The organism is Streptomyces sp. AK02-01A, assembly GCF_033795305.1.
GTDB lineage: Bacteria > Actinomycetota > Actinomycetes > Streptomycetales > Streptomycetaceae > Streptomyces.
The window spans coordinates 1-20,430 of sequence record NZ_JARBAE010000044.1; the positions used below are offsets into that span (position 1 = coordinate 1).

Below are 20,430 nucleotides of genomic sequence, written 5' to 3' on the forward strand. Positions count from 1 at the left end.
TGCCACCAACTGTTGATCGGCGCACCGTCACCGATACACGCGAACCAGCCCTGATAACCCACGGTGATTTTACCGACCACATCACCCGGAGGAGACGCGAAGGGGCCTGGATTCACGCGGCGTCTCGGTCCGGACGCGGCTGTGGCCTGCTGGGCAGCGCTGACGCCACCGATCGCGGCCGATGCGGCCAGCGCGGAAGCGATGACCGACCGTCGTGACACACTCATGGAGGATTTCCTCCCACTAGATATCTGCCAGAAATGCGCAATTCCCCGGGAGTGGGGGGATTTACAGGCGGCGGCAGCCCGCCCGGCTCCCAAGGGCACGCCTGTGCAAAGTAGTCGGACCCGGCAGACCGACACAAGGCCGCGGACATCAGGAATTCAGCCAAGAATTACCTGGACTGTCAGCCGATTTTCTTTACACTTTCCTTTTCCAGCGAATATGAATTAGTGCGGGGCGCCCGCGGACCCGGCGTTTTCACCCCGGTGCGCTCCCCTTGTGTCCCTCTGCGCTCGTATGCGCCTGGGCCATGGCGGGCATCACCTCCCTGACACCGTTGAGCGGGGGAGGTGCGCGGTGCACGGACCGGCGACGGCCGGCTGGCTGCTTGTCGCGCTCTGCGCGGCGGCCGGAGGTTATTGTCTGCTCCGGTTGCGCAGCAGCGTCGACGAACAGCGCAGTTCGGCCGGGGGCGAAGCCCTGATGGCCTTCGGGATGGCGGTCATGGCCGTGCCCACCGCCGTGGTGACACCACCGCGGTGGGTCTGGCCGGTGTATGTGGTGGTGTTCGGCGGTGCGGCGCTGTACGCGATGGCGTCGGCCCGTGGCGCGCCGCACCATCTGCACCATCTCCTGGGGACGCTCGCCATGGTCTACATGGCCTGGGCCATGGCCCAGGCTCCTGCCGGCGCGCACGGAGCGCATCTGGCGGGCGGCACTCCGCTGATCACCGGGCTGCTGCTGATCTACTACGCGGGATATGTGCTGTGGACGGGAGGACGCCTGCTGCCTCTGCCCTCGGCGGCGGAGGGCGGCGTCTCGGCCGGGGCTGGTATCGGCTTCCCGGCCGGGTCCGGAGCCGGTGTGGGCGTCGCGGCCGGGGCCGGCTGGGGCGACCGTCCGGAGCTGGCGCTGGTCTGCCGGCTCTCGATGGGGCTCGCCATGCTGGCGATGCTGCTCACGCTCTGACGTCTCACGCTTCACGCTCTGACATCGCACGCTCCGAGAGCGCGCAGAGCGCGGCCGTATCGGACCGCACCGTCCGAAACGTGTCGTGGGTCACTTGCCCGGCAAGCCCATACCCCTGGTGACCCAGCCCTCATAGTCTGGTAGCCATGATGGTCTCCTTGGCGCTGCTGCTGCTCGGCGCACTGGCCGCCGTCGTCGCGCCCCGGCTCCTGTCGCGCGCCGACTGGCCGGAGCGCGAGCCCGTAGTGGCGCTGTGGGTGTGGCAGTGCGTCGTGGCGGCCGTCCTGCTGAGTTTCGCGCTCTCCATGACCTTCAGCGCGGCCGCCGCCTGGCAGGCCGTACGCGGACATGTCTTCGCCTCCGCGCCGCACGGTGTGATGGAGGCGTACTCTCTCGGCTCGAACCGGCCGTGGTCGGCGGTGCTCGCGGTGGTTCTGGCGAGCGGTGGACTGTGGACGGCGGCGATGCTCACCCGGGAGATCCACCGGGCGCGGCGCCGGAGCCGCACGCGCCGCGCGGAACTGCTCGTACGCTCCCCCGCGCTGCCCGGCGAGGCACCGGGCTGCGATCCGCTCGTCGTCCTGGAGAGCGAGCGCTCCGACGCCTGGTGGCTGTCGGGCGCCACGCCACAACTGGTCGTCACCACCGCCGCGCTGCGCCGGCTGAAAGGCCGTCAGCTCGATGCCGTCCTCGCCCATGAGCAGGGTCACGCGCGCGCCAGGCACGACTGGCTGCTGCACTGCTCCGGAGCACTCGCGAACGGCTTCCCGCAGGTGCCGGTGTTCGCGGCGTTCCGTGACGAGATGCACCGGCTGGTCGAACTGGCCGCGGACGACGCCGCCTCACGGCGCTTCGGCCGGCGGACGATCGCGCTGGCCCTGGTCGAACTGAACGAGGACCGTGGGGTGTTCGGTCCGGGCACCGCACCGGACGCACAGCTCCCGCAGCGGGTGAGCCGGCTGCTGTCGCCGGTGGAGCGGCTGACGGCGGGACGCCGGCTGCGGCTGACCGCCGCCGCCGCGCTGGTGCCGGTGGTACCGCTGCTGATCGCCTTCGTGCCGGGACTCCGCGCGCTGGGATAGCTTGACGGGCGTCTCTTCGGCAAGGATCACCTCATGCGTCCGCCGTCGATTCCCTCACCCGCGCCCACTCCCCCGCCACGTCCCGCGCTTGTCACACCCGCCCGTACGGCCGCCCTGCTGGCCTCTGTCTCGGTCGTCCTGGTGACACTCGTCGTGGCGGGATGGGATCCGTTGTTCCTCTTCGACCGTACGCTCGCCGAGAGACTGCACGACCGGGCCGTGGCGGAGCCGGGGACGACCTGGGCGAACCGGGTGCTGACCGACTGGGTCTGGGACCCGTGGACGATGCGTCTGCTGACGGCGGCCGCCGTGATCGCCGTGTGGCTGCGCGGGAACCGGCTGCTCGCGCTGTGGGTCGCGGCGACGAGCGCGGTCGGCGCGGCCGTCTCCATGGCGCTGAAGTCCACGGTCGGCCGGGAGCGTCCGCGCTGGCCCGACCCGGTCGACTCCGCCGACTTCGGGGCCTTCCCGTCCGGGCACGCGATGACGGCCACGGTCACCTGCGGGCTGCTGCTGTGGCTGCTGCGCGGCCATGGGACGGGCCCTCGGGTGTGGCGTACGGCGCTGGCTCTCGCGGCCGTCTCGGTGGCCGGGGCCGGCCTGACCCGGCTGTGGCTGGGAGTGCACTGGGGCTCGGACGTGCTGGCCGGCTGGCTGCTCGGCGGCTGCGTCGTCGCACTCTCGCTGGCCGCGTACGGCCGCTTGGCCCTGTCCGGAGCGCGATGACGCCGAAGGATTGGACGCCTTCTTCCAGTACGCCGCCGAGCCGGTCGGGACGGCAGTCGTATACGAGCTTTCTCCGGACGGTGGGCCGCAACCGTGCAAGCGGTTCGAACGGACTGACACACGAAAAAGCCCCGGCCATCTCGCCACCCTGTGGGGATGATGACCAGGGCTTCGGCGAGCGCTCCGAAATCGGTATGCCAGTCCGACCAGGACCGCTCCGCCTCCGCGCACCTGCTGTGACGTCCAGTGCGCGGAGGTCCAGCACCCCGCCCGGCTGCCACGCTGTCCGGGAGAACAGTCAGGTGGAGCGCTCTGCGGAGATCATTCCCAGGCGTAATTGCCAACCCCTGGAATCGGACCTATATGGGGCAGAGGATGTTCCGGATCCTGGATCAGACAGGGGACGATCAGTCGGCTGACGTCGATGACCAGAATCTCCGCCAAGCTGTCCGCGACTCCGCTGTACACCGTGGCGACCGCACCGCAGCACTTTGCCGGTTGATGGTCACTTCGCCGCACTGTCGGACCCCGCCGCCGGCACGTCCGCGACGCCAGACCCTTCTGCGGGGCGGACGCACCAGAAAGTGGTTTCCACCGCACGGTACGAGCGGTGAGAAGGGTTCTGGCCGGTGTGGAGCAGCGCCCACACCTCTGGCCCGACGCGGGATCCTTCTTCGGCCTCCGACTGCTCGTCACATGTCGTGCACCGCGCCTCAAAGACGGGGGCCTGCGGGGCGCCCTTCTCCGTGTCCGGCCGCACGGTCCACACAACGGAGCGCATGATGGTACGAGGGCTCACCGAAGCCGCCGCCCTGTGTGAGGATGCCGACTGATCTCAACACCGATGTCCACGGCCTGAGACGGGTTGTAGGCAGGACTCTGATGATTCATCGCCTGTCGCCATTGCCCAGCTAACGCCGCGCAGACGTCGCATCCCGGACGAGGCTTCGGCTCGCTGGGTGCGGGGTTCTCCGTGAGGACCACTGGACCTCTGATGGTTCGCTCATACGCCATATTCATGCACCTCTGACGTCGACAGTGCAGCAAGCATGACGGGGCGTCATATCCTTGTGCGGCGGCTGTCAAGGCGTCATTCCGGGGTCATTTGAGGCGCCAATTTGGTGTCGTAAGCCCGTGCTGGGCCCTATCTTGGAACCATGAGCGCACCGAACGCGAAACTGCGAGCTGTACGCATGGGACTCCTCATGTCGCAGGACGACATGGCCCGCGCCCTCCGCAGTGCGGGTGACCGCGCAGGGGAGCCCAACGACGCCTCCAAACGGCTCGTACAGCGTTGGGAATCCGGAACTATCGTCAACCCCAGGCCGGTCTACGCGCGGGCGCTGGAGTCCGTGACCGGACTCCCAATCGAGAGTCTGGGATCGACGGCGTTGCCATGACAGGACGTGTGTCCGATGACGGCGCGGGAGGGCACGACATGACGCCCTCGTCCGAAGGAGTCGGCCCCGCCGCAACTCCGCGTGTGGAGCCCCGTGCGCCCCGCGGCACCTACTCCGGCGTGTGGCTGAGCAGATACGAGTACTTCTCCAGTAGTCGGGGAGACACCTACACCGGGCTCCACCATGTCGTAGTGCTACAGCACGCCAACCGCCTTACTGTGCGCAGCCTGCCCAACTCTTCCGACTCCCCACTGACCATGGACCTGGAGTTGGACGGAGCAGTCATTACAGGCACATGGACCGAACAAACGGCGCTGAAAGGCTACTACTCCGGCGCGAGGTACCACGGCGCGATTCAGATGCTCGTGGATCCCACGGGTCGGCGCATTGCCGGGAAGTGGGTCGGCTTCGGCAAGGAGTTCGACATCAACACAGGCCCGTGGGAGCTGGTCTTCAAGGATGCGTCCACCGCGAAGGCGACCTTGGACAAGTACAACCGTCGGCCGGAGTGACGTCACAACCACACGCAAGCGGCCACTCGCCGGCGCCACTGCTCTGCATGTCCGGGACCACAAAATCGGCGTACCCGACCCGGCCCCGGGGTCTGCGCGATGTCGGCACCAAGAGCCGCCTGCCTCGTGCTTGAGACAGGGGGCTCGTCGTGCGGTCAGACGAGGCCAAGCTCCTTCGTCTTGCACCACTCACAGCCTTCTCGCACCACTCGCGACGTCGTTTCCGGCCGTCCACGCCGCTCCGGAGATCACACTCTCCTCCACGTCCCGAGGCAGGTCCGTCCTGTGGACCTGGATGCTCACGCCGCCGCCTCCGCGTCCGGCCACCAACGGCGCTTCACGGCCGGCCGCTCGGCGAGCGCGTGGCCGCAACTCCCGCTCCGCGTACGGGCGCATGCCTTGTTTGGGAAGCGCTGCCACCGGAAGGATCGAGCACATGACCTACAAGGGTGTGCTCTTCGATTTCTCCGGAACCCTTTTCCGTATCGAGTCGGCCGGCTCCTGGCTGCGGGCGGTGCTCGACGAGGCCGGTCTGGCCATGCCGCCCCACGAGCTGCGGCGGTACGCGATGCGACTGGCCGTCGCCGGTGCGCTGCCCGGCGGTTCTTCCCCGCAGAAGATGCCGCCGGAGTTGGCGCGGCTGTGGGCGACTCGCGACGAGAGCGCCGAGCGGCACCGGGCCGTGTACACCGGACTCGCCCGGCAGGTGCCGCTGCCCGATCCGGCCCTGTACGACGCGCTCTACGACCGCCATATGACGCCCGAGGCCTGGCGTCCATACGCCGACGCGGCCGATGTGCTCGGCGCGCTGCGGCGCGGAGGCGTCGGCATCGCGGTGGTGAGCAATATCGGCTGGGATCTGCGGCCGGTTTTCCGCGCACACGGGCTGGACGCGTTCATCGACGCCTATGTGCTCTCGTACGAGCACGGCGTCCAGAAGCCGGACATACGGCTCTTCCGAGCGGCCTGCGAGGCGCTGGGACAGGATCCCCACGATGTGCTGATGGTCGGCGACAACCGGGAAGCGGACGGCGGCGCGGCCGACTTGGGCTGCTCGGTGCATTTCGTCGATCATCTGCCGGTGGAGGAGCGGCCGGCGGGACTGCGGCCCGTCGTCACCCTCGCGGGCCAGGGGCCGCTGCCCGAGCCCCGGACAAAACCACTGCCGTAACGCCGGAAACGGGCGCTCGGGGCCGCCGGAACGGGCGGCCCGGAGCGTCCGGGCATGCCGAAGCCGCCTGACTTGGACGATCCCCCGCGTCGCCCAAGGCAGGCGGCAGCCCCGCTGACCAGGCCCGGAGGGGTCTGCGGCGGGACGCACTGAGTATATTGGCTGAACGCCAGTCAACGCAGGAGTCAAGCATGTCCCCGCGGAGCGCATCGGTCAATGAAGAGCTCCGTCGGCGTTCCCGCGAGCGGCTGCTGCAGGCGACGGTGGAGCTGGTGGCCGAGCGTGGTTACGAGGCCACGACACTCGCGGACATCGCCGACCGGGCCGGTTCGGCACGCGGTCTCGTGTCGTACTACTTCCCGGGAAAACGCCAACTGCTGCAGTCCGCCGTGCACCGTCTGATGCACCGCACACTGGAGGCGGGCCTGCGGCGTGAGCCGTCGACGGATGACGGCCGGGAGCTGATGGCGCGTGCGATCGACGCCATTCTCGGGCTCGCCGCCGACAGTCCCGTACTGATGCGGACACATATGGCCGGCATCCTGGGGGCCGAGGGTTTCGTGCAGTGCCCCGAACAGCAGCGGCTCGCACGGCTGTTGCACGAGACGATGGCGGCTTACGGATCATCGGATCCGGACAGCGACTATCCGATGCTGCGCGCGCTGTTGATGGGCGCGGTCTTCGCGATGCTGATGCCGGGTGCGCCGATGCCGCCGGAGCGGCTGCGTGCCGAGCTGTTCAAACGGTACGGGCTGGACTGGGAGTTGGGTGTTCCGCCGGACGGCGAGCCGTCCGGCGGAACAGATCAGCGCATCGTCCCTCAGTGACCGAGGCCGCGGAAGTAGTCCGGCTGCGTCTGCACGTTGAGCTCGTCCAGCCGTACCCGCTTCGCGGCGTCCGTCCTGCGGTCGTCGAGCTTCAGCACGTCGAAGCCCTTGGCGATGTCGTTCGAGTAGATGTAACCGTTGTAGTAGTACGCCGACCAGGAACCACCGGTCGTCATGGTCGTGGTCGAGATCGGACCGCGCTCGAAGTAGGCGATCTCCTTCGGCTTCGAGGAGTTCGTGAAGTCCCACACCGAGACGCCACCCTGGTACCAGGCCTGGACCATGATGTCGTGGCCCTTGACCGGGATCAGCGAGCCGTTGTGGGCGACGCAGTTCTCGGTGTCCGCCTGGTGACGGGGGATCTTGTAGTAGCTGCGGAAGACCAGCTTGCGGTGGTCGCCCCGGCCGACGATGTCGTAGATGCCGTCGGCGCCGCGGTTCGGGCCGATCTCGGCGTTGCAGGTGGCGGCGCCGCCGCCGCCCAGCTCGTCGGTGAAGACGACCTTGTCGGCGTCCTGGTTGAAGGTGGCCGAGTGCCAGAACGCGAAGTTGGTGTTGTCCTGGACCCGGTCGATGACCTTGGGCCGTGCCGGGTTCTTGATGTCGAAGAGGATGCCGTCACCCATGCAGGCACCGGCCGCCAGGTCCTTGGAGGGCAGCACGGTGATGTCATGGCAACCGGTGGTCGCGGAGACACCCGGGTTGGTCGGCGCGCCCGGGTTTCCACCGTCCGGGAAGAGCACCGGGAAGTCCACGACGGCGGCCCGCTGCGGGGCCTTGCGCGGCACCTTGATGATGGAGATGCCGTCGTGCGGCGGCTGGCAGTCCGGGAAGGACGTGCTGGGCGAGTACGAGGAGACGTAGACGTAGACGTCCTTGCGCTCCGGTACCACTGTGTGCGTGTGCGAGCCGCACGCGGTCTCGACAGCGGCGACGTACTTCGGGTTCCGCTTGTCGCGGATGTCGAAGATCTTTATGCCCTCCCACGAGGACTTCTCCGACGCGGGCTGCGTGGCGCTGGTGCAGGAGTTGTCGCTGCGCGAGGAGTCGGTGGAGAGGAAGAGCAGATCGCCGGAGACGGAGATGTCGTTCTGCGATCCGGGACAGAGGACCTGGGCGACCGTCTTCGGGGACTTCGGGTTGCTGAGGTCGAAGATCCGGAAACCGTCGTAATTACCGGCGAAAGCGTACTTGCCCTGGAAGGTCAGGTCCGAGTTCAGTCCGGCCAGCGCGTCCTTCGGAGTGTTGCTCAGGTGCGTGATGTTACGGCTGTGGACGACTTCGTCCACGCCGGGTATCTCGCCCTCCTGGACGGCGGCCTTCACCTCGGCGGCCTGGCCGGAGGAGATCCTTCCCTTGGCCGGGCCGGTGCCGGGGTCGGGTGTGGCAGCCGCGGGTCCGGCTGTCAGCAGAGTGGCGAAGAGCCCGGCCGCGGCTGCCGCCACGCCCAGACGTCTGCGCCGCACGCGGGTGGTGTGCAACGAGATCACTACGTCCTCCCTAGTAACCGTTCAGAGTTGAACGAGTCTCGGACCTCGGCAGTATCGTCCTTCTCATGTACATCTCAACAGACGGCAACACAGACGTAATGAAAGTTTTTGATCAACCACATGCGTAAGCGTGTTAGGACGGTGTTCCACCACACCATGTGCCGCTGGAGGTCGCTGTGTTGATCCACCGCAGAAGCCCGCGTGTCCGCCGGTCCGCCGTCGCGGCAGCGGTCGCTGTCGCCCTACTCGCCCTGGGAGCCTGTGAGTCGGGAGGCGACGGTAAGGCGAAGGCCGAGGGCGGCAAGGGTCCCGGCGTGGTGGCTCCCGGTAAGCCTGGCCAGCCCGCGCGGACCCTCTCACCCGAAGAGGCGGCCAAGGAGGCGCCGGACGACAGTCCCAACTCCGCTGATTTCACCTATGCGCAGATGATGATCGTGCATCACGGCCAGGCGCTGGACATGGCCGGACTCGCCGGCGAACGGGCCGAATCGGACTCCGTGAAGCGGCTCGCCGAGCGGATCGTCGCCGCGCAGAAGCCCGAGATCGGCGCGATGAACGGCTGGCTGGAAACCAATGGCGGAGCGAAGCGGCAGCAGGGACATGACCACGGCACGATGCCGGGAATGGCCACCGAGGCCCAACTGACGCAGTTGCGCGCGGCCCGGGGCGCGGCCTTCGACGAACTCTTCCTCAAGTTGATGATCACTCACCACCAGGGAGCGATCACCATGGCCACCGATGCGCTCTCACAGGGCAACAACGTCCTGATCGAGGAGATGGCGTCCGATGTCATCGCCCAGCAGACCTCCGAGATGAACCGTATGCGCTCCATGTAAGGACAACGCCGTGCGGTCGGAGCATGTATGACGTGGTGTCAGCGCCGGTGGTGACGTGGCGTCAGGTGTCCCGCGTCGCGGGCCCCGGCGATCAGCCTGAGCGACTTACGGCGGCTGAATCCGGTCGCGGACATCACCGCGAGCACCGGGTCCCGGCCCTCCCGCTGGGCCGCGCGGTAGATCTCGGCGACGCTCCGCCGAGCGGCGCTGCCGCGCGGCGCGGCCGGCCGGGCCCGATGCCTGCCGGACGGCTCCTGGTCCTCGCCGCAGCCGGCGGACGAGTCGGCCGGATCGCAGCCGGCCGGCTCGCCCGCGGCCGGTTCCACGGCGGGTGTGACGGCTCCCTGCTCGATGCCGGGCTCGGCGCCGGGCTCGGCGCCGGCTGATTCAGCGGCCGCCGGCTCCTGGGCGGTGGACTCGTGGACCGTCGGCTCATCGACGGTCGGCGCGCTTTCCGCGACGCCGCCGGCCGCCTCGCCACCAGGGACTCCGGCCGCGGACTGCTCGATGTCCGCGGACCCGGTGCCGACAGGCTCGATCGCGCGCCCGGCCGGCTCACCAGCGGCGGGCTCGCCGAGGAGGGCCTCCGGCGCGGGCGGGCGGAGCTGGCCGATGACCATCCGGCAGGCGTTCTGCAGAGGTGTCTCGATCGCCTCGGCGAGGGCGGCGAAGCCGTCCAGGGCCAGCGGAGGATCGGCCTGCGCGCCCTCGATGGCGATACGGCCGTCACGTACCACCGCGAGCACATCGAGCCGGGCGCCGTCCGCGAAGGTCAGCCGGACATCGACCCAGGGCGGGAGGATCTCGCGCCGCGCGGCGCCGTCGCGAGGATCGCCGGCACCGGTCACGGTGCCGTGCCCCTGCACCTCCCACATGGGCCACTCGTACCCGTCACTCTCATCGGGTTCCTGGGCGGAAATCAATTCGTGTTCCGACACATTCACAACTTAATAAGGCAATCCGCCCTTATAGCCATGGCGCGCACGCGCCCGGCCCGTACGGCACCCTGTCGGCTCATCGCACCGGATCCGCGCGCCGGTGCGATGCTGGAGTCCCGGCGGGAAGGAGTGCGCAATGCTGCGCGTCGCCGTTGTCGGATCGGGTCCCAGTGGCGTCTACACCGCTCAGGCCCTGGTCGAGCAGACCCGTGTGCCGGATGTCCAGGTGCAGATCCTGGACCGGCTCCCGTGCCCGTACGGGCTGGTGCGCTACGGTGTCGCACCCGACCACGAGAAGATCAAATCCCTCCAGGGCAGTCTCCGTACGGTGCTGGAGCACGAGCGGGTCGGCTTTCTCGGCAATGTGGAGGTGGGCGCGCGCGGCCTTACGCCCGAGCGTCTGCGGGAGCTGTACCACGCGGTCGTCTACTGCGTCGGAGCGGCCAGGGACCGATCACTCGATGTGCCCGGCGAGGCACTGCCCGGCAGCTTCTCGGCCACCGACTTCGTCTCCTGGTACAGCGCCCATCCCGACGCCGCGAGCCGGGACTTCGCGCTGCACGGACGCTCGGCCGTGGTGATCGGCGCGGGCAATGTCGCCGTCGACGTGGCCCGCGTTCTGGCGCGTGGCGCAGATGAGCTCAGGGCCACCGATGTGCCCGATGCCGCACTGGGCGCGCTGGCCGCCAGCGGTGTACGCGACACGCACATGGTGGGCAGGCGCGGTCCCTCGCAGGCGAAGTTCACCACCAAGGAGCTGCGGGAGCTGGGTTCACTTCCGGCGGCGGAGATCAGGGTGGACCAGGCGGACCTGGCACTCGACCCCGCGTACACGGCGGACATCACTCTGCCGGCCGTGAACCGGCGCAATCTGGAGGTCGTGCGCGGCTGGGCCGCGCTGCCTCCCGGGAACAAGCCACGCCGTATCCACCTGCGGTTCTTCCTGCGCCCGGTGGAGATTCTCGAAGCGCGCGGCCGGGCCGCCGGAGTGCGGTTCGAACGTACGGCGCCGGACGGGGCCGGAGGTGTACGGGGCACCGGCACATACGAGGAGATCGAGGCACAGCTTGTGCTGAGAGCCGTCGGCTACCGAGGCGTACCGCTGGCGGGACTGCCGTTCGACGAGAGCACGGGGACGGTGCCGCACGCGGCGGGGCGCGTACGGAGGGACGGCGCGCCCTCTCTCGGCGAGTATGTCGCGGGCTGGATCAAGCGCGGTCCGACCGGAGTGATCGGTACCAACCGGTCCGATGCCAAGGAGACGGTCGCTTCGCTGCTCACCGACGCGCCCGCGCTGGCCGCTCGCCGGGTGGCGGCGGATCCGGTCGCCGCGCTGCGCGCGTGGGACCAGACGCCGGTGGAGTGGCCGGGCTGGCTGGCGATCGAGGAGGCCGAAGCGGCGCTCGGGCAGTCACTGGGACGGCGGTCGGTGAAGATCGCCGACTGGCAGGGCCTGCTGGAGGCCGCGCTGCGAGCCCAGCGGGTCGGGCGCTGAAGCCAGGACCCCGGGAGGCGTGTCAGCCCAGCCCACCGGTCAGGCGTCGCCGAGGCGCTCCGTCTGGATCCTGGCCGCCGCCAGGACGCTGTCGAGCAGTCCCGGGAAGAGAGCGTCCAGATCCTCACCGCGCAGCCCGTTCAGCTTTGTCGTGCCCCGGTAGGTCTGCCGGATCAGGCCGTTCTCGCGCAGCACCCTGAAGTGGTGCGTGGTGGTGGACTTGGTGACCGGCAGATCGAAGTGCGAACAGGACAGCTCCCGGCCCTCCGCGGCGAGTTCGCGGACAAGGCGCAGGCGCAGCGGGTCGGAGAGGGCGTGGAGCACTCCCTCCAGGCGGATCTCCTCGCGTGGTGGATGAGCGAGTTCGCGGGTACTGGTCGCGGTGGTCACAGCGGCTCCACTTCCTTGGCCGGAAGCCTCATCGTACGAGATCCATCGTAGTTTGCCTTTTGTCTTTACTACGATGGACGTCGTACGAGGCGCCGGAGCATGCCGTGATGTGCGACTCCCGCGTACGGGACGACCGCCGGTGGCGAGAAGCGGCGCGGCGTCACGCCTTCGGGTCAGTCGGTCACCGGGATACGTCCGGGTTCCTGCTTGCCTCGCGTCGGCAGGTGCCGGCCGATCAGCAGTCGGTAGAGGGCCGCGCCGAGCGGACCGCCCACGAGCGGGCCGACGATCGGCACCCAGAAGTAGATGCCGCCGTACTGGTCCCGCCACGCGCCTCCGTAGCCCGTGATGAAGCTGGCCAGCCGTGGGCCGAAGTCGCGTGCCGGGTTGATGGCGTAGCCGGCGTCCGCGCCCCAGGCCATCCCGATCGCCACGACGACCAGACCGACGATCAGCGCGCCGAGGTTGGCCCCCGGCGGCGTGTTGAGCAGGTCGGTGACGGCGAAGATGACCAGCACCAGGATGGCGGTCCCGATGATCTGGTCGCGCAGAGCTCCCCACTCGCTCACCGGCAGCGTGCCGTTGCCGGGAAGGGTGGAGAAGACGATCTGTGTCTTGTCGGTGTGTCCGGGGTCGGCCTTGGCCAGGACTTCTGTGTAGTTCCAGCGCACAAGGAGCGCGGCGACGAACGCACCGGCGGTCTGCGCGACCACATAAGGAGCGACCTTGTGCCACGAGAAGTCCTTGAAGATCGCCAGGGACAGGGTGACGGCCGGATTGATGTGGGCGCCGCTGATCCGGGCGGCGACATAGATACCGAAGGTGACGCCCAGCCCCCAGGCCCACGCGATGCTGTCATGGTCGCCGACACCAGCGGCCACCACCTGCGCCACCACACCGCACCCGAAGAGAATGAGGATCATGGTGCCCGCGAATTCCGCGGACAGCTCGCCGAGAAGACCTCGCTTTTCCGCGCTTGCCGTCATGGGATCCCGCCTTCTGCCGATCCGCGGACCGATTGTGCTGCGTCTCATCGGCATTCTGTGCCGGGCACAGGAGTTCCGCGACGCGCGACCGCGCGGGAAGGCTTTCGGCGGAGAGCGGCGCGAAAGGCGCCGCCCCAGGTCAATCGTCGGCCGTCCGTCCGTTCTCGGCTCTGTTCACTCGGCCGGACGGCCACGCGGACATGCGGCCATTGGGGTGTCCCGGCCCATGCGGGTCGTCGGGCCGGCGAACGGCCCGCCTCGTCACAGCCCCGGGCCGCCGTGGAGCATGTACCGGTCGAGCAGGTGCGCGCGGGCCACCTCAAGCCGTCCCGCGAGAATCGCGGCGATGGAGCGGGTCAGGATGAAGCCCAGAGCCGGATCGTCCTCACACAGGGTCCGCACCGCGATTCCGTCGAATTCATGGGCCCGGACCGGACTGAACGCCTCGGCCCCGAAATGCCACTCGTGCGGCGGAAAGAGCCAGGACCAGCCGAGCAGCTCTCCCATGCCGAGCGTATCGACCATCACGCGCCGCCGGTCGGGAACGTACAGATCGAGTGCGACCGTCCCTGTGTGGATGATCCAGAACCTGTCCGCCGGGCTTCCCTCCTCGAAGATCCGGGTGTCCTGCGGGAAGAAGACGTCGCGGGCCATTCCCATCAGGAGTTCGCGATGACCGACGGGCAGCACCGTCATCAGACGCGTTGGGGAAGCCATGGTCGCGAACCTCCTCGCCAAGTGGCCCGCAGCACGCCACGGCCGGATCCACCGGTCGCGCCGACGACATCTGCGGCTGTTCACCCGCGGCGCCCGGGCCGGCCGTGGCCGTCGCACCGCGAGAGGCGGAGAGCCGTTTCGAACGGACCCGTTGTGAACGGCATCGTGACCCGCGCACTCGCCAGGTCTTCGTCCCAGCCAGGCATTGGGCGAGACGGCTCTCTCTACGAGCGTATCCCCGCCGCGCGATCCTCTTCGAGTGCGAGGAGCGGACCGGTAAAGATTCTTTACGGCCGGCGGCGGTGCGCGGATCACCGAGGACGGTCAGCACAACATCACTCGCGTCCCACACCGCGCCGCGGATCCCGTACGCGCTCCCGCGCGGCCTCCGCCGTTGTTCCGGAAGGAGCCGGACGGCCGCGCAGGTCAGAGCGCCCGGTGGTACTGGTCCGGACCCGGGATCGCGACGCCCAGCTCCCGCGCGGCGCGCCTGGCGAAGTTGGGATCACGCAGCAGCTCCCGGGCGAGGAGCACGGCATCCGCCTGCCCATGGGCGACGATCTCTTCCGCCTGCTGGGCCTCGGTGATCAGGCCGACCGCGCCGACGGCCAGGCCGGTCTCCTTCTTGACGCGTTCCGCGAACGGCACCTGGTAGCCGGGGACCGCGACGATCTTGGCGTTCGGGGCATTGCCGCCCGTGGAGGTGTCCAGCAGATCCACGCCGTGTGCGGACAGGTCACCGGCGAACCGGATGGTGTCCTCGGCGGTCCAGCCCTCGCGCTCGTCGTCCGGGTTCTCGGTGAGCCAGTCGGTGGCCGAGATACGGAAGAAGACCGGCAGCTCCCGCGGCCACACGGCGCGTACGGCGTCGACGACCTCCAGGGCGAACCGGATGCGGTTCTCGTAGGAGCCGCCGTACTCGTCCGTCCGGTGATTGGTGTACGGCGAGAGGAACTGGTTGATCAGGTAGCCGTGGGCGCCATGGATCTCGGCCACCTCGAAGCCCGCCGCGAGGGCCCGGCGGGCGGTCGCGGCGAACTGCTCCACGATCTCCTCGATCCGCTCGGTGGACAGCTCTTCCGGGACGGTGGAGGTCGTGCCGAACGCGAGCGGACTCGGGCCCACCGGGGTCCATCCGTGGCCGTCTCCGGGCGCGATCGGCGCGCCGCGGTCCACCCAGGTCCGCTCGGTGGACGCCTTTCGCCCGGCATGCGCGATCTGGATTCCCGGAACGGTTCCCTGGCTCTTGAGGAAGGAGGTGATCCGGCGGAACGAGTCGGTCTGCGCGCTGTTCCACAGCCCCAGGTCATACGGGCTGATACGTCCCTCGGGGCTCACGGCGGTGGCTTCGGTGAGGATCAGGCCCGTACCGCCGACGGCACGCGCGGCCAGGTGCTGGAAGTGCCAGTCGGTGGGCACGCCCTGCTCGGGGCCGTCCGGCGCGGCGGTGTACTGGCACATGGGCGCCATCCACACCCGGTTGGGGATCGTCAGGGACCGCAGCGTGTACGGCTCAAAAAGGGCAGCGCTCATTCCGGGCTCCGTTTTCGGCTCTCGCGACTGAATCTCTTAGTACGGTACACGTCGTACTACGACGTTCGCCAAATTACGAGAAGCCTCGCGCGGGACGAATCATTCCGGCCCGGCCGTCCGGATCCAGGATCGCCACCCGACCGCCGCCGACCGTCGCCGGAGTGCCGACATACCGTCCGGCCTGCACGGACGACCACGGCGAGGGCCACTGTCAGTGGCCGGGTACAGACTGGCCTCCGTCCGAGACAACGTCGTCCTGGAGGTGTCGGTCATGACCGACGTACTGCTCACCGTAGGCACCCGTAAAGGGCTCTTCATCGGCCGCGGACACGGCGGCCGATGGCGGTTCGACGGACCGCACTTCAACGCGCAGGCGGTCTATTCGATCGCGATCGACACGCGCCGGTCCGTGCCGCGGCTGCTGGTCGGCGGGGACAGCGCGCACTGGGGTCCGTCCGTGTTCCACTCCGACGACCTCGGGATGAGCTGGACGGAGCCGACCGAACCGGCGGTCAGGTTTCCCCAGGACACGGGCGCGTCGCTGGAGCGGGTGTGGCAGCTCCATCCGGCCGGTCCGTCCGCGCCGGACGTGGTGTACGCGGGCACCGAGCCCGCCGCGCTGTTCCGTTCCGAGGACGGAGGCGAGACCTTCGAGCTGGTCCGGCCGCTCTGGGAGCATCCGACGCGTGCGCGCTGGGTACCGGGCGGCGGCGGCGAAGCGGTGCACACCGTGGTGACCGACCGCCGCGATCCGGACGCGCTGACCGTCGCGGTGTCCACGGCCGGGGTCTTCCGCTCCGGCGACGGCGGCCGGAGCTGGGCCCCGTCCAACAAGGGCGTGTCGGCGGTCTTCCTGCCCGATCCGCATCCGGAGTTCGGCCAGTGCGTCCACAAGATCGCGCAGGACGCCGGCGATCTGGACCGGCTGTATCTGCAGAACCACTGGGGCGTGTTCCGCAGCGACGACGCGGGAGCGCGGTGGAGCGACATCGGCGCCGGCCTGCCGTCCGACTTCGGCTTCACGGTCGCGGCACATCCGCACCGCGCCGATGTGGCCTATGTCTTCCCGATCAACGCCGACGCCGACCGGGTCCCGGCCGGGCGGCGCTGCCGGGTCTACCGCACGCAGGACGCGGGCGGAAGCTGGGAGCCGCTGTCGGCGGGACTGCCCGAAGGAGACCACTTCGGCACGGTGCTGCGGGACGCGATGTGCACGGACGACGCCGATCCCGCGGGCGTGTATTTCGGCAATCGCAACGGCGAGGTCTACGCGAGCGCGGACGACGGAGACCACTGGCAGCGGCTCGCCTCGCATCTGCCGGACGTCCTGTGCGTCAGGGCGGCGGCCATCGGCGACTAGGTGTTCTGTCCACGGAGGGAGCCGATGCTGGATTTCAGCGAAGGCTGGGATGGAGCTGAGGCGGTCCGCCCAGCGTGTAGCGCAGGGACCGAGGCGCGCTGCCGTCGATGTCGGTGATGCCGAAGTAGGCACCCAGCTCGGCTCCGATCAGGGCCCTGCCCGAGAAGTTCATCAACTCCTCCGAGGCGTAGAGGGCGGCGATCACGCGGCCTGTGAACTGCGGCGATTCTCTTCTGGCGGTGGGCCTGGCCTCGGCCGGCAGGGAGGCGATATAGGCGCGGGCGCGCTCGGTGTCGAGTCCGCCCATCCAGATCGACGCGGCGGCGACGTTGTACGGCCGCAGTTCCTTGGCCATGTCGGCGGCCATCTTGTCCGCGCCCGCCTTCTGGGCTCCGTACGCGGCGCCGTGGTAGTAGGACACCGCGCCGTAATGACCGGTATTGACGATCAGTCCGCGACCGTTGCCGATCAGCAGCGGCGCCGCGTGGAAACTCGCGACGTAGTGCGAGCGCAGTCCGACAGTCAACAGGTCGGCCGTCTCCAGCGGCTTCTCCCAGAAGCCGCCGGGCGACGTGGTGGCGACCAGCTTGGCGGCGTTGTTCACCAGGAGGTCCAGGCGTCCATAGTCCCGTCGGACGGTGGCGAACAGGTCCCGCACGGCCTCGTCGTCGGCATGGTCGACGATCACCGGGATGCCCTTGCCGCCGGCCTGGTCCACCAGTGCGGCCGTCTCCGCGACGGTTCCGCCGTAGGGAGAGTCGGACGAAGACCGGCTGCGGCCGGTCACATAGACGATCACGCCCTGGCTGCCCAGCGCCTGGGCTATGCCTCTGCCCGCTCCTCTGCTCGCTCCGGTGACCACGGCCACGACGGGCTTGCCGCTCGCTGACTTCACTGCGCACCTCCATCCGGACAGAGTGTCCGGTTAACTCGTCCGACGATATGGACACTGTGTCCGCTTGTCAAATAGAGTGGTCGCATGAGCGTTCCGAGCCCCACGACAAAGCCGTTGCGCGCGGACGCGCGACGCAACTACGAGGCGCTGCTCGCCGCGGGAAAGAGGGTCTTCACGCACGCCGGAGCGGAAGCGCCGATGGAGGATGTCGCCAAAGAGGCGGGCGTGGGCCAGGGCACGCTCTACCGGCACTTCCCAAGCCGCGAGCATCTCTTCGTGGCCATCATGAAGGAGCGCGTCGACCTGCTCGATGAGCAGGCACGCGAGCTCCTCGGCGCACCGGACGCCTGGCAGGCCCTCGCGCACTGGCTGCGCCTGTACGACCGCAGCGCGACGGAGTACCGCGGCCTGAGCGCCCGCGTCGGGGACGGCCTCGCCGACGACGCGTCACCGGTGGCCGCCGCCTGCGCCCCGATGAAGGCGAGCTTCGCTCAGCTCCTCGACCGCGCCCGCGAGAAAGGAGCGGTGCGCGCCGACATCACGGCGGTGCACATCCTGACCATGGTCGCCGGCCTGCCCAAGCACGCGGAACACGGCGCGACCGCCGACACCTATCTCGACATCGTGCTCCGCGGCCTGCGGCCGTAGGCGCGGAGGAGCCACACCGGACCGGCGGCCGTCGGCCCGGTGTGGCTCCGCGCTCCGGCTCACGCGCATCGGACTGATCGGATCTCCATAACGGATGTATCCGCGCGGCCCGGAGCGAGGCCCGGCACAATGCCTCTCGTGCTACATGTCCGAGTGATCAGTCCCGCCGCCCGTACCGACGAGGTACTGCGGATCACCGACGACCATCCCGCGATCGTCAACGTGATCAAGATCGTCGGTGCCGCTTACGCGCCCGCCGGTGACTTCGTGGAGTTCGACGTGGCGAGAGAGGCCGCGAACGGCGTACTTGAGCAGTTGAGCGCTCTCGGCCTCAAGGACACCGGTGCCATCACGGTCGAACAACTGGCGCTGTCCATCTCCACGGCATCCGAAGTGGCCGAGAAAGTAGCTCCCGGAGACCCGGACGACGCCGTCGTGTGGCATGAACTGGCCGCCAGGACAGCGACCGATACGCGCATCACCTGGGGATTCCTGGCGTTCCTCGCGCTCGCGACGCAGCTCGCCGCGATCGGCACGTTGCTGGACCAGCCGATCCTCATCGTCGGCGCGATGGTGCTCGGACCGGAGTTCGGTCCGGTGGCAGCCATCTGTTTCGGACTCCTGCGACGGGACTGGCTCCTGATCGGCGCGGCCGTGCGAGCACTGGTGGTCGGCTTCACCGTGGCGATCGCGATCACGCTGGCATGCGCGGCCGTCAGCCGCCTGCTGGGCTGGATCACGCCGGACATGCTCGACAACAGACCACTGAGCGACTTCATCATCCACCCGGACAAGTGGTCCTTCATCGTGGCGGTCCTCGCGGGTGTGGCAGGGATCCTGTCCCTGACAGCCGGGAAATCGTCCGCGCTGATCGGCGTCTTCATCTCCGTGACCACGGTCCCGGCCGCGGGAAACATCGCCGTGGCGGTCGCGCTCGCGCGCTGGCACGAGGTGTACGCCTCACTCGTACAGCTCGGCGTCAACCTCGCCGGAATGTTCATCGCCGGCACTCTTACGCTGCTGCTGCAGCGCACCTTGTGGGCCCGGTACGGCATGCGCGTGGCCCCTACGCCTCCCGACAGCCCGCTGGAAGCCGGCCCGGCCAAACCATGAACGCGCCGTGGCCGCGTCCCGGTAGCGGGAGAAGCCGCTCGGACAGTTCGGACAGTACGGCCCGTGCTGGAGGGAATCAGCGGACGACGACGACCTTGCCGGTGGAGCGACCGGCCTCGACCAGGCGATGGGCCTCACGCAGGCCGGCGGCGGAGAAGTCGTCGATGGACGTGTTCAGGGTCGTACGGATCCGCTTGTCGTCGACCAGCGCGGCCACCGCCTCCAGCAGCTTCTTCTGCTCGATCATGTCCTCGGTCTGGTAGATGGACCGGGTGAACATCAGCTCCCAGTGCCAGGCGATGCTCTTGGACTTCAACGGCAGCAGGTCCAGGCCCTCCGGCTCGTCGATGGCGGTGATGTGCCCGAACGGCCGGACGATCTCGGCGAACGCCGCGATGTTGCCGCGCGAGTGCGGACTGAACAGATAGTCCACGCCATCGGGAGCCACCGCACTCGTGGACGCGACGAGTTGATGATGGTTGACGACATCGTCGGCGCCGAACTGTTTCACCCACTCCCGGGACTCGGGCCGGCTGGCCGAAGCCAGTACTCGCAGGCCGGTGAGCTCCTTGGCGAGCTGGATCATGATCGATCCGACACCGCCGGCCGCTCCCAGCGCCAGCAGTGTGCCGGTGGAGTCCGCGGTCAGCCCGAAGCGCTCGAAGAGCGTCTCCCACGCCGTGATCGTCGTGAGCGGCATCGCGGCAGCTTCCGCGAAGCCGAGGGAGGCGGGCTTGTGAGCGACGATCCGCTCGTCCACCGCGTGCAGGTCGCAGTTGGCCCCGGGACGGGTGATGTCACCCGCGTACCAGACTTCGTCTCCGACCGAGAGCGTGGTCACCTCCGGCCCGGCGGCCTCCACCACTCCCGCGGCGTCGAACCCAAGAATCCGCGGTTCCTCGGCCTCCACAAGTCCGGCCCGCGTTTTCACGTCCGCCGGGTTCACCGACACAGCCTGGACCCGCACCAGGACATCGCGCGGCCTCAGTTCCGGGACGGGCACTTCGACGTTCCGCAGGCTCTCCGGGTCATCGATCGGCAATCCCTTGTAGCTGGCGATCGCGTGCATCATCTGCCTGGCCATGATGGGCTCCTTCGGATGGTTCGGTCGGAATGATCG

The 20,430-nt window shown here is 68.9% G+C and carries 18 protein-coding genes and 2 pseudogenes; 11 read left to right on the forward strand and 9 right to left on the reverse strand.

The features are described from left to right. Positions 1 to 227, reverse strand: a pseudogene (locus PV679_RS29525) (xylosidase); the annotation flags it as partial. A 352-nt stretch (positions 228 to 579) separates the two neighbouring features. Here PV679_RS29525 and PV679_RS29530 point away from each other — a divergent pair. The 6 genes and pseudogenes from PV679_RS29530 (at position 580) to PV679_RS29555 (ending at position 6,909) form a co-directional block, all read left to right on the forward strand. Then, entirely contained in the window at positions 580 to 1,191 is a 612-nt protein-coding gene (locus PV679_RS29530; protein ID WP_319683600.1) for a DUF5134 domain-containing protein, read from the forward strand. Positions 1,192 to 1,337: 146 nt separating this feature from the next. Beyond that, the gene (locus PV679_RS29535; protein ID WP_319683602.1) at positions 1,338 to 2,273 is read left to right on the forward strand and encodes a M56 family metallopeptidase; all 936 of its coding nucleotides are present in this window, start codon (positions 1,338 to 1,340) and stop codon (positions 2,271 to 2,273) included. 33 nt (positions 2,274 to 2,306) lie between these two features. Further along, on the forward strand, positions 2,307 to 2,999 hold the full coding sequence (locus PV679_RS29540) for a phosphatase PAP2 family protein (RefSeq protein ID WP_319683604.1): 693 nt from the start codon (positions 2,307 to 2,309) through the stop codon (positions 2,997 to 2,999). 1,157 nt (positions 3,000 to 4,156) lie between these two features. Next, positions 4,157 to 4,911, forward strand: a pseudogene (locus tag PV679_RS29545) (XRE family transcriptional regulator). Positions 4,912 to 5,347: 436 nt separating this feature from the next. Next, a complete protein-coding gene (locus tag PV679_RS29550) occupies positions 5,348 to 6,082 on the forward strand; it encodes an HAD-IA family hydrolase (protein WP_319683606.1) in 735 nt (244 codons plus the stop codon). A gap of 191 nt (positions 6,083 to 6,273) precedes the next feature. After that, positions 6,274 to 6,909, forward strand: a complete 636-nt coding sequence (locus PV679_RS29555; protein WP_319683608.1) for a helix-turn-helix domain-containing protein — start codon at positions 6,274 to 6,276, stop codon at positions 6,907 to 6,909. On the opposite strand, the gene PV679_RS29560 is transcribed toward PV679_RS29555, so the two are convergent. After that, the gene (locus PV679_RS29560; protein WP_319683609.1) at positions 6,903 to 8,399 is read right to left on the reverse strand and encodes a hypothetical protein; all 1,497 of its coding nucleotides are present in this window, start codon (positions 8,397 to 8,399) and stop codon (positions 6,903 to 6,905) included. The genes PV679_RS29555 and PV679_RS29560 overlap by 7 nt on opposite strands. Positions 8,400 to 8,557: 158 nt before the next feature. Here PV679_RS29560 and PV679_RS29565 point away from each other — a divergent pair, with 158 nt between their 5' ends. Next, positions 8,558 to 9,235, forward strand: a complete 678-nt coding sequence (locus tag PV679_RS29565; protein WP_319683610.1) for a DUF305 domain-containing protein — start codon at positions 8,558 to 8,560, stop codon at positions 9,233 to 9,235. A gap of 38 nt (positions 9,236 to 9,273) precedes the next feature. Here the strand turns inward: PV679_RS29565 and PV679_RS29570 are convergent, their stop codons facing one another. Further along, positions 9,274 to 10,110, reverse strand: a complete 837-nt coding sequence (locus PV679_RS29570; RefSeq protein WP_319683611.1) for a DUF6214 family protein — start codon at positions 10,108 to 10,110, stop codon at positions 9,274 to 9,276. A gap of 199 nt (positions 10,111 to 10,309) precedes the next feature. On the opposite strand from PV679_RS29570, the gene PV679_RS29575 reads away from it, so the two are divergent. Further along, a complete protein-coding gene (locus PV679_RS29575) occupies positions 10,310 to 11,668 on the forward strand; it encodes an FAD-dependent oxidoreductase (protein WP_319683612.1) in 1,359 nt (452 codons plus the stop codon). Between the two features lie 39 nt (positions 11,669 to 11,707). Here PV679_RS29575 and PV679_RS29580 read toward each other — a convergent pair whose 3' ends face one another. The 4 genes from PV679_RS29580 to PV679_RS29595 all read right to left on the reverse strand — a co-directional run bounded on the left by PV679_RS29580 (position 11,708) and on the right by PV679_RS29595 (position 15,294). After that, positions 11,708 to 12,058 carry an ArsR/SmtB family transcription factor gene (locus PV679_RS29580; RefSeq protein ID WP_319683613.1) on the reverse strand — a complete coding sequence of 117 codons (351 nt, stop codon included), beginning with the start codon at positions 12,056 to 12,058 and terminating at the stop codon, positions 11,708 to 11,710. Positions 12,059 to 12,231: 173 nt separating this feature from the next. Then, positions 12,232 to 13,044 (reverse strand): MIP/aquaporin family protein, encoded by an 813-nt coding sequence (locus PV679_RS29585; RefSeq protein ID WP_319683614.1) that lies wholly within the window; start codon positions 13,042 to 13,044, stop codon positions 12,232 to 12,234. 261 nt (positions 13,045 to 13,305) lie between these two features. Continuing rightward, positions 13,306 to 13,761 (reverse strand): cyclic nucleotide-binding domain-containing protein, encoded by a 456-nt coding sequence (locus tag PV679_RS29590; protein WP_319683616.1) that lies wholly within the window; start codon positions 13,759 to 13,761, stop codon positions 13,306 to 13,308. Between the two features lie 426 nt (positions 13,762 to 14,187). Next, positions 14,188 to 15,294: an NADH:flavin oxidoreductase/NADH oxidase gene (locus PV679_RS29595; RefSeq protein ID WP_319683617.1), complete on the reverse strand. Its 1,107-nt coding sequence runs from the start codon at positions 15,292 to 15,294 to the stop codon at positions 14,188 to 14,190. 271 nt (positions 15,295 to 15,565) lie between these two features. Here PV679_RS29595 and PV679_RS29600 point away from each other — a divergent pair, with 271 nt between their 5' ends. Then, positions 15,566 to 16,654 carry an exo-alpha-sialidase gene (locus tag PV679_RS29600; protein ID WP_319683618.1) on the forward strand — a complete coding sequence of 363 codons (1,089 nt, stop codon included), beginning with the start codon at positions 15,566 to 15,568 and terminating at the stop codon, positions 16,652 to 16,654. 34 nt (positions 16,655 to 16,688) lie between these two features. On the opposite strand, the gene PV679_RS29605 is transcribed toward PV679_RS29600, so the two are convergent. Further along, positions 16,689 to 17,549, reverse strand: coding sequence for an SDR family NAD(P)-dependent oxidoreductase (locus PV679_RS29605; RefSeq protein ID WP_319683620.1), 861 nt, complete (start codon positions 17,547 to 17,549; stop codon positions 16,689 to 16,691). An 84-nt stretch (positions 17,550 to 17,633) separates the two neighbouring features. On the opposite strand from PV679_RS29605, the gene PV679_RS29610 reads away from it, so the two are divergent. After that, positions 17,634 to 18,197, forward strand: a complete 564-nt coding sequence (locus tag PV679_RS29610; protein ID WP_319683621.1) for a helix-turn-helix domain-containing protein — start codon at positions 17,634 to 17,636, stop codon at positions 18,195 to 18,197. A gap of 138 nt (positions 18,198 to 18,335) precedes the next feature. Further along, positions 18,336 to 19,310, forward strand: coding sequence for a DUF389 domain-containing protein (locus tag PV679_RS29615; protein WP_319683623.1), 975 nt, complete (start codon positions 18,336 to 18,338; stop codon positions 19,308 to 19,310). A 76-nt stretch (positions 19,311 to 19,386) separates the two neighbouring features. On the opposite strand, the gene PV679_RS29620 is transcribed toward PV679_RS29615, so the two are convergent. After that, positions 19,387 to 20,394, reverse strand: coding sequence for a zinc-binding alcohol dehydrogenase family protein (locus PV679_RS29620; RefSeq protein WP_319683625.1), 1,008 nt, complete (start codon positions 20,392 to 20,394; stop codon positions 19,387 to 19,389). Positions 20,395 to 20,430 lie beyond the last annotated feature (36 nt).

What these genes read in the sequence shown, in the direction of transcription:
- PV679_RS29535 (WP_319683602.1), top strand. Translation starts at nt 1,338, where the DNA reads ATGATGGTCTCCTTGGCGCTGCTGCTGCTCGGCGCACTGGCCGCCGTC.
- PV679_RS29540 (WP_319683604.1), top strand. Translation starts at nt 2,307, where the DNA reads ATGCGTCCGCCGTCGATTCCCTCACCCGCGCCCACTCCCCCGCCACGT.
- PV679_RS29550 (WP_319683606.1), top strand. Translation starts at nt 5,348, where the DNA reads ATGACCTACAAGGGTGTGCTCTTCGATTTCTCCGGAACCCTTTTCCGT.
- PV679_RS29555 (WP_319683608.1), top strand. Translation starts at nt 6,274, where the DNA reads ATGTCCCCGCGGAGCGCATCGGTCAATGAAGAGCTCCGTCGGCGTTCC.
- PV679_RS29570 (WP_319683611.1), bottom strand. Translation starts at nt 10,110, where the DNA reads ATGTGGGAGGTGCAGGGGCACGGCACCGTGACCGGTGCCGGCGATCCT.
- PV679_RS29575 (WP_319683612.1), top strand. Translation starts at nt 10,310, where the DNA reads ATGCTGCGCGTCGCCGTTGTCGGATCGGGTCCCAGTGGCGTCTACACC.
- PV679_RS29585 (WP_319683614.1), bottom strand. Translation starts at nt 13,044, where the DNA reads ATGACGGCAAGCGCGGAAAAGCGAGGTCTTCTCGGCGAGCTGTCCGCG.
- PV679_RS29590 (WP_319683616.1), bottom strand. Translation starts at nt 13,761, where the DNA reads ATGGCTTCCCCAACGCGTCTGATGACGGTGCTGCCCGTCGGTCATCGC.
- PV679_RS29595 (WP_319683617.1), bottom strand. Translation starts at nt 15,294, where the DNA reads ATGAGCGCTGCCCTTTTTGAGCCGTACACGCTGCGGTCCCTGACGATC.
- PV679_RS29600 (WP_319683618.1), top strand. Translation starts at nt 15,566, where the DNA reads ATGACCGACGTACTGCTCACCGTAGGCACCCGTAAAGGGCTCTTCATC.
- PV679_RS29610 (WP_319683621.1), top strand. Translation starts at nt 17,634, where the DNA reads ATGAGCGTTCCGAGCCCCACGACAAAGCCGTTGCGCGCGGACGCGCGA.
- PV679_RS29620 (WP_319683625.1), bottom strand. Translation starts at nt 20,394, where the DNA reads ATGGCCAGGCAGATGATGCACGCGATCGCCAGCTACAAGGGATTGCCG.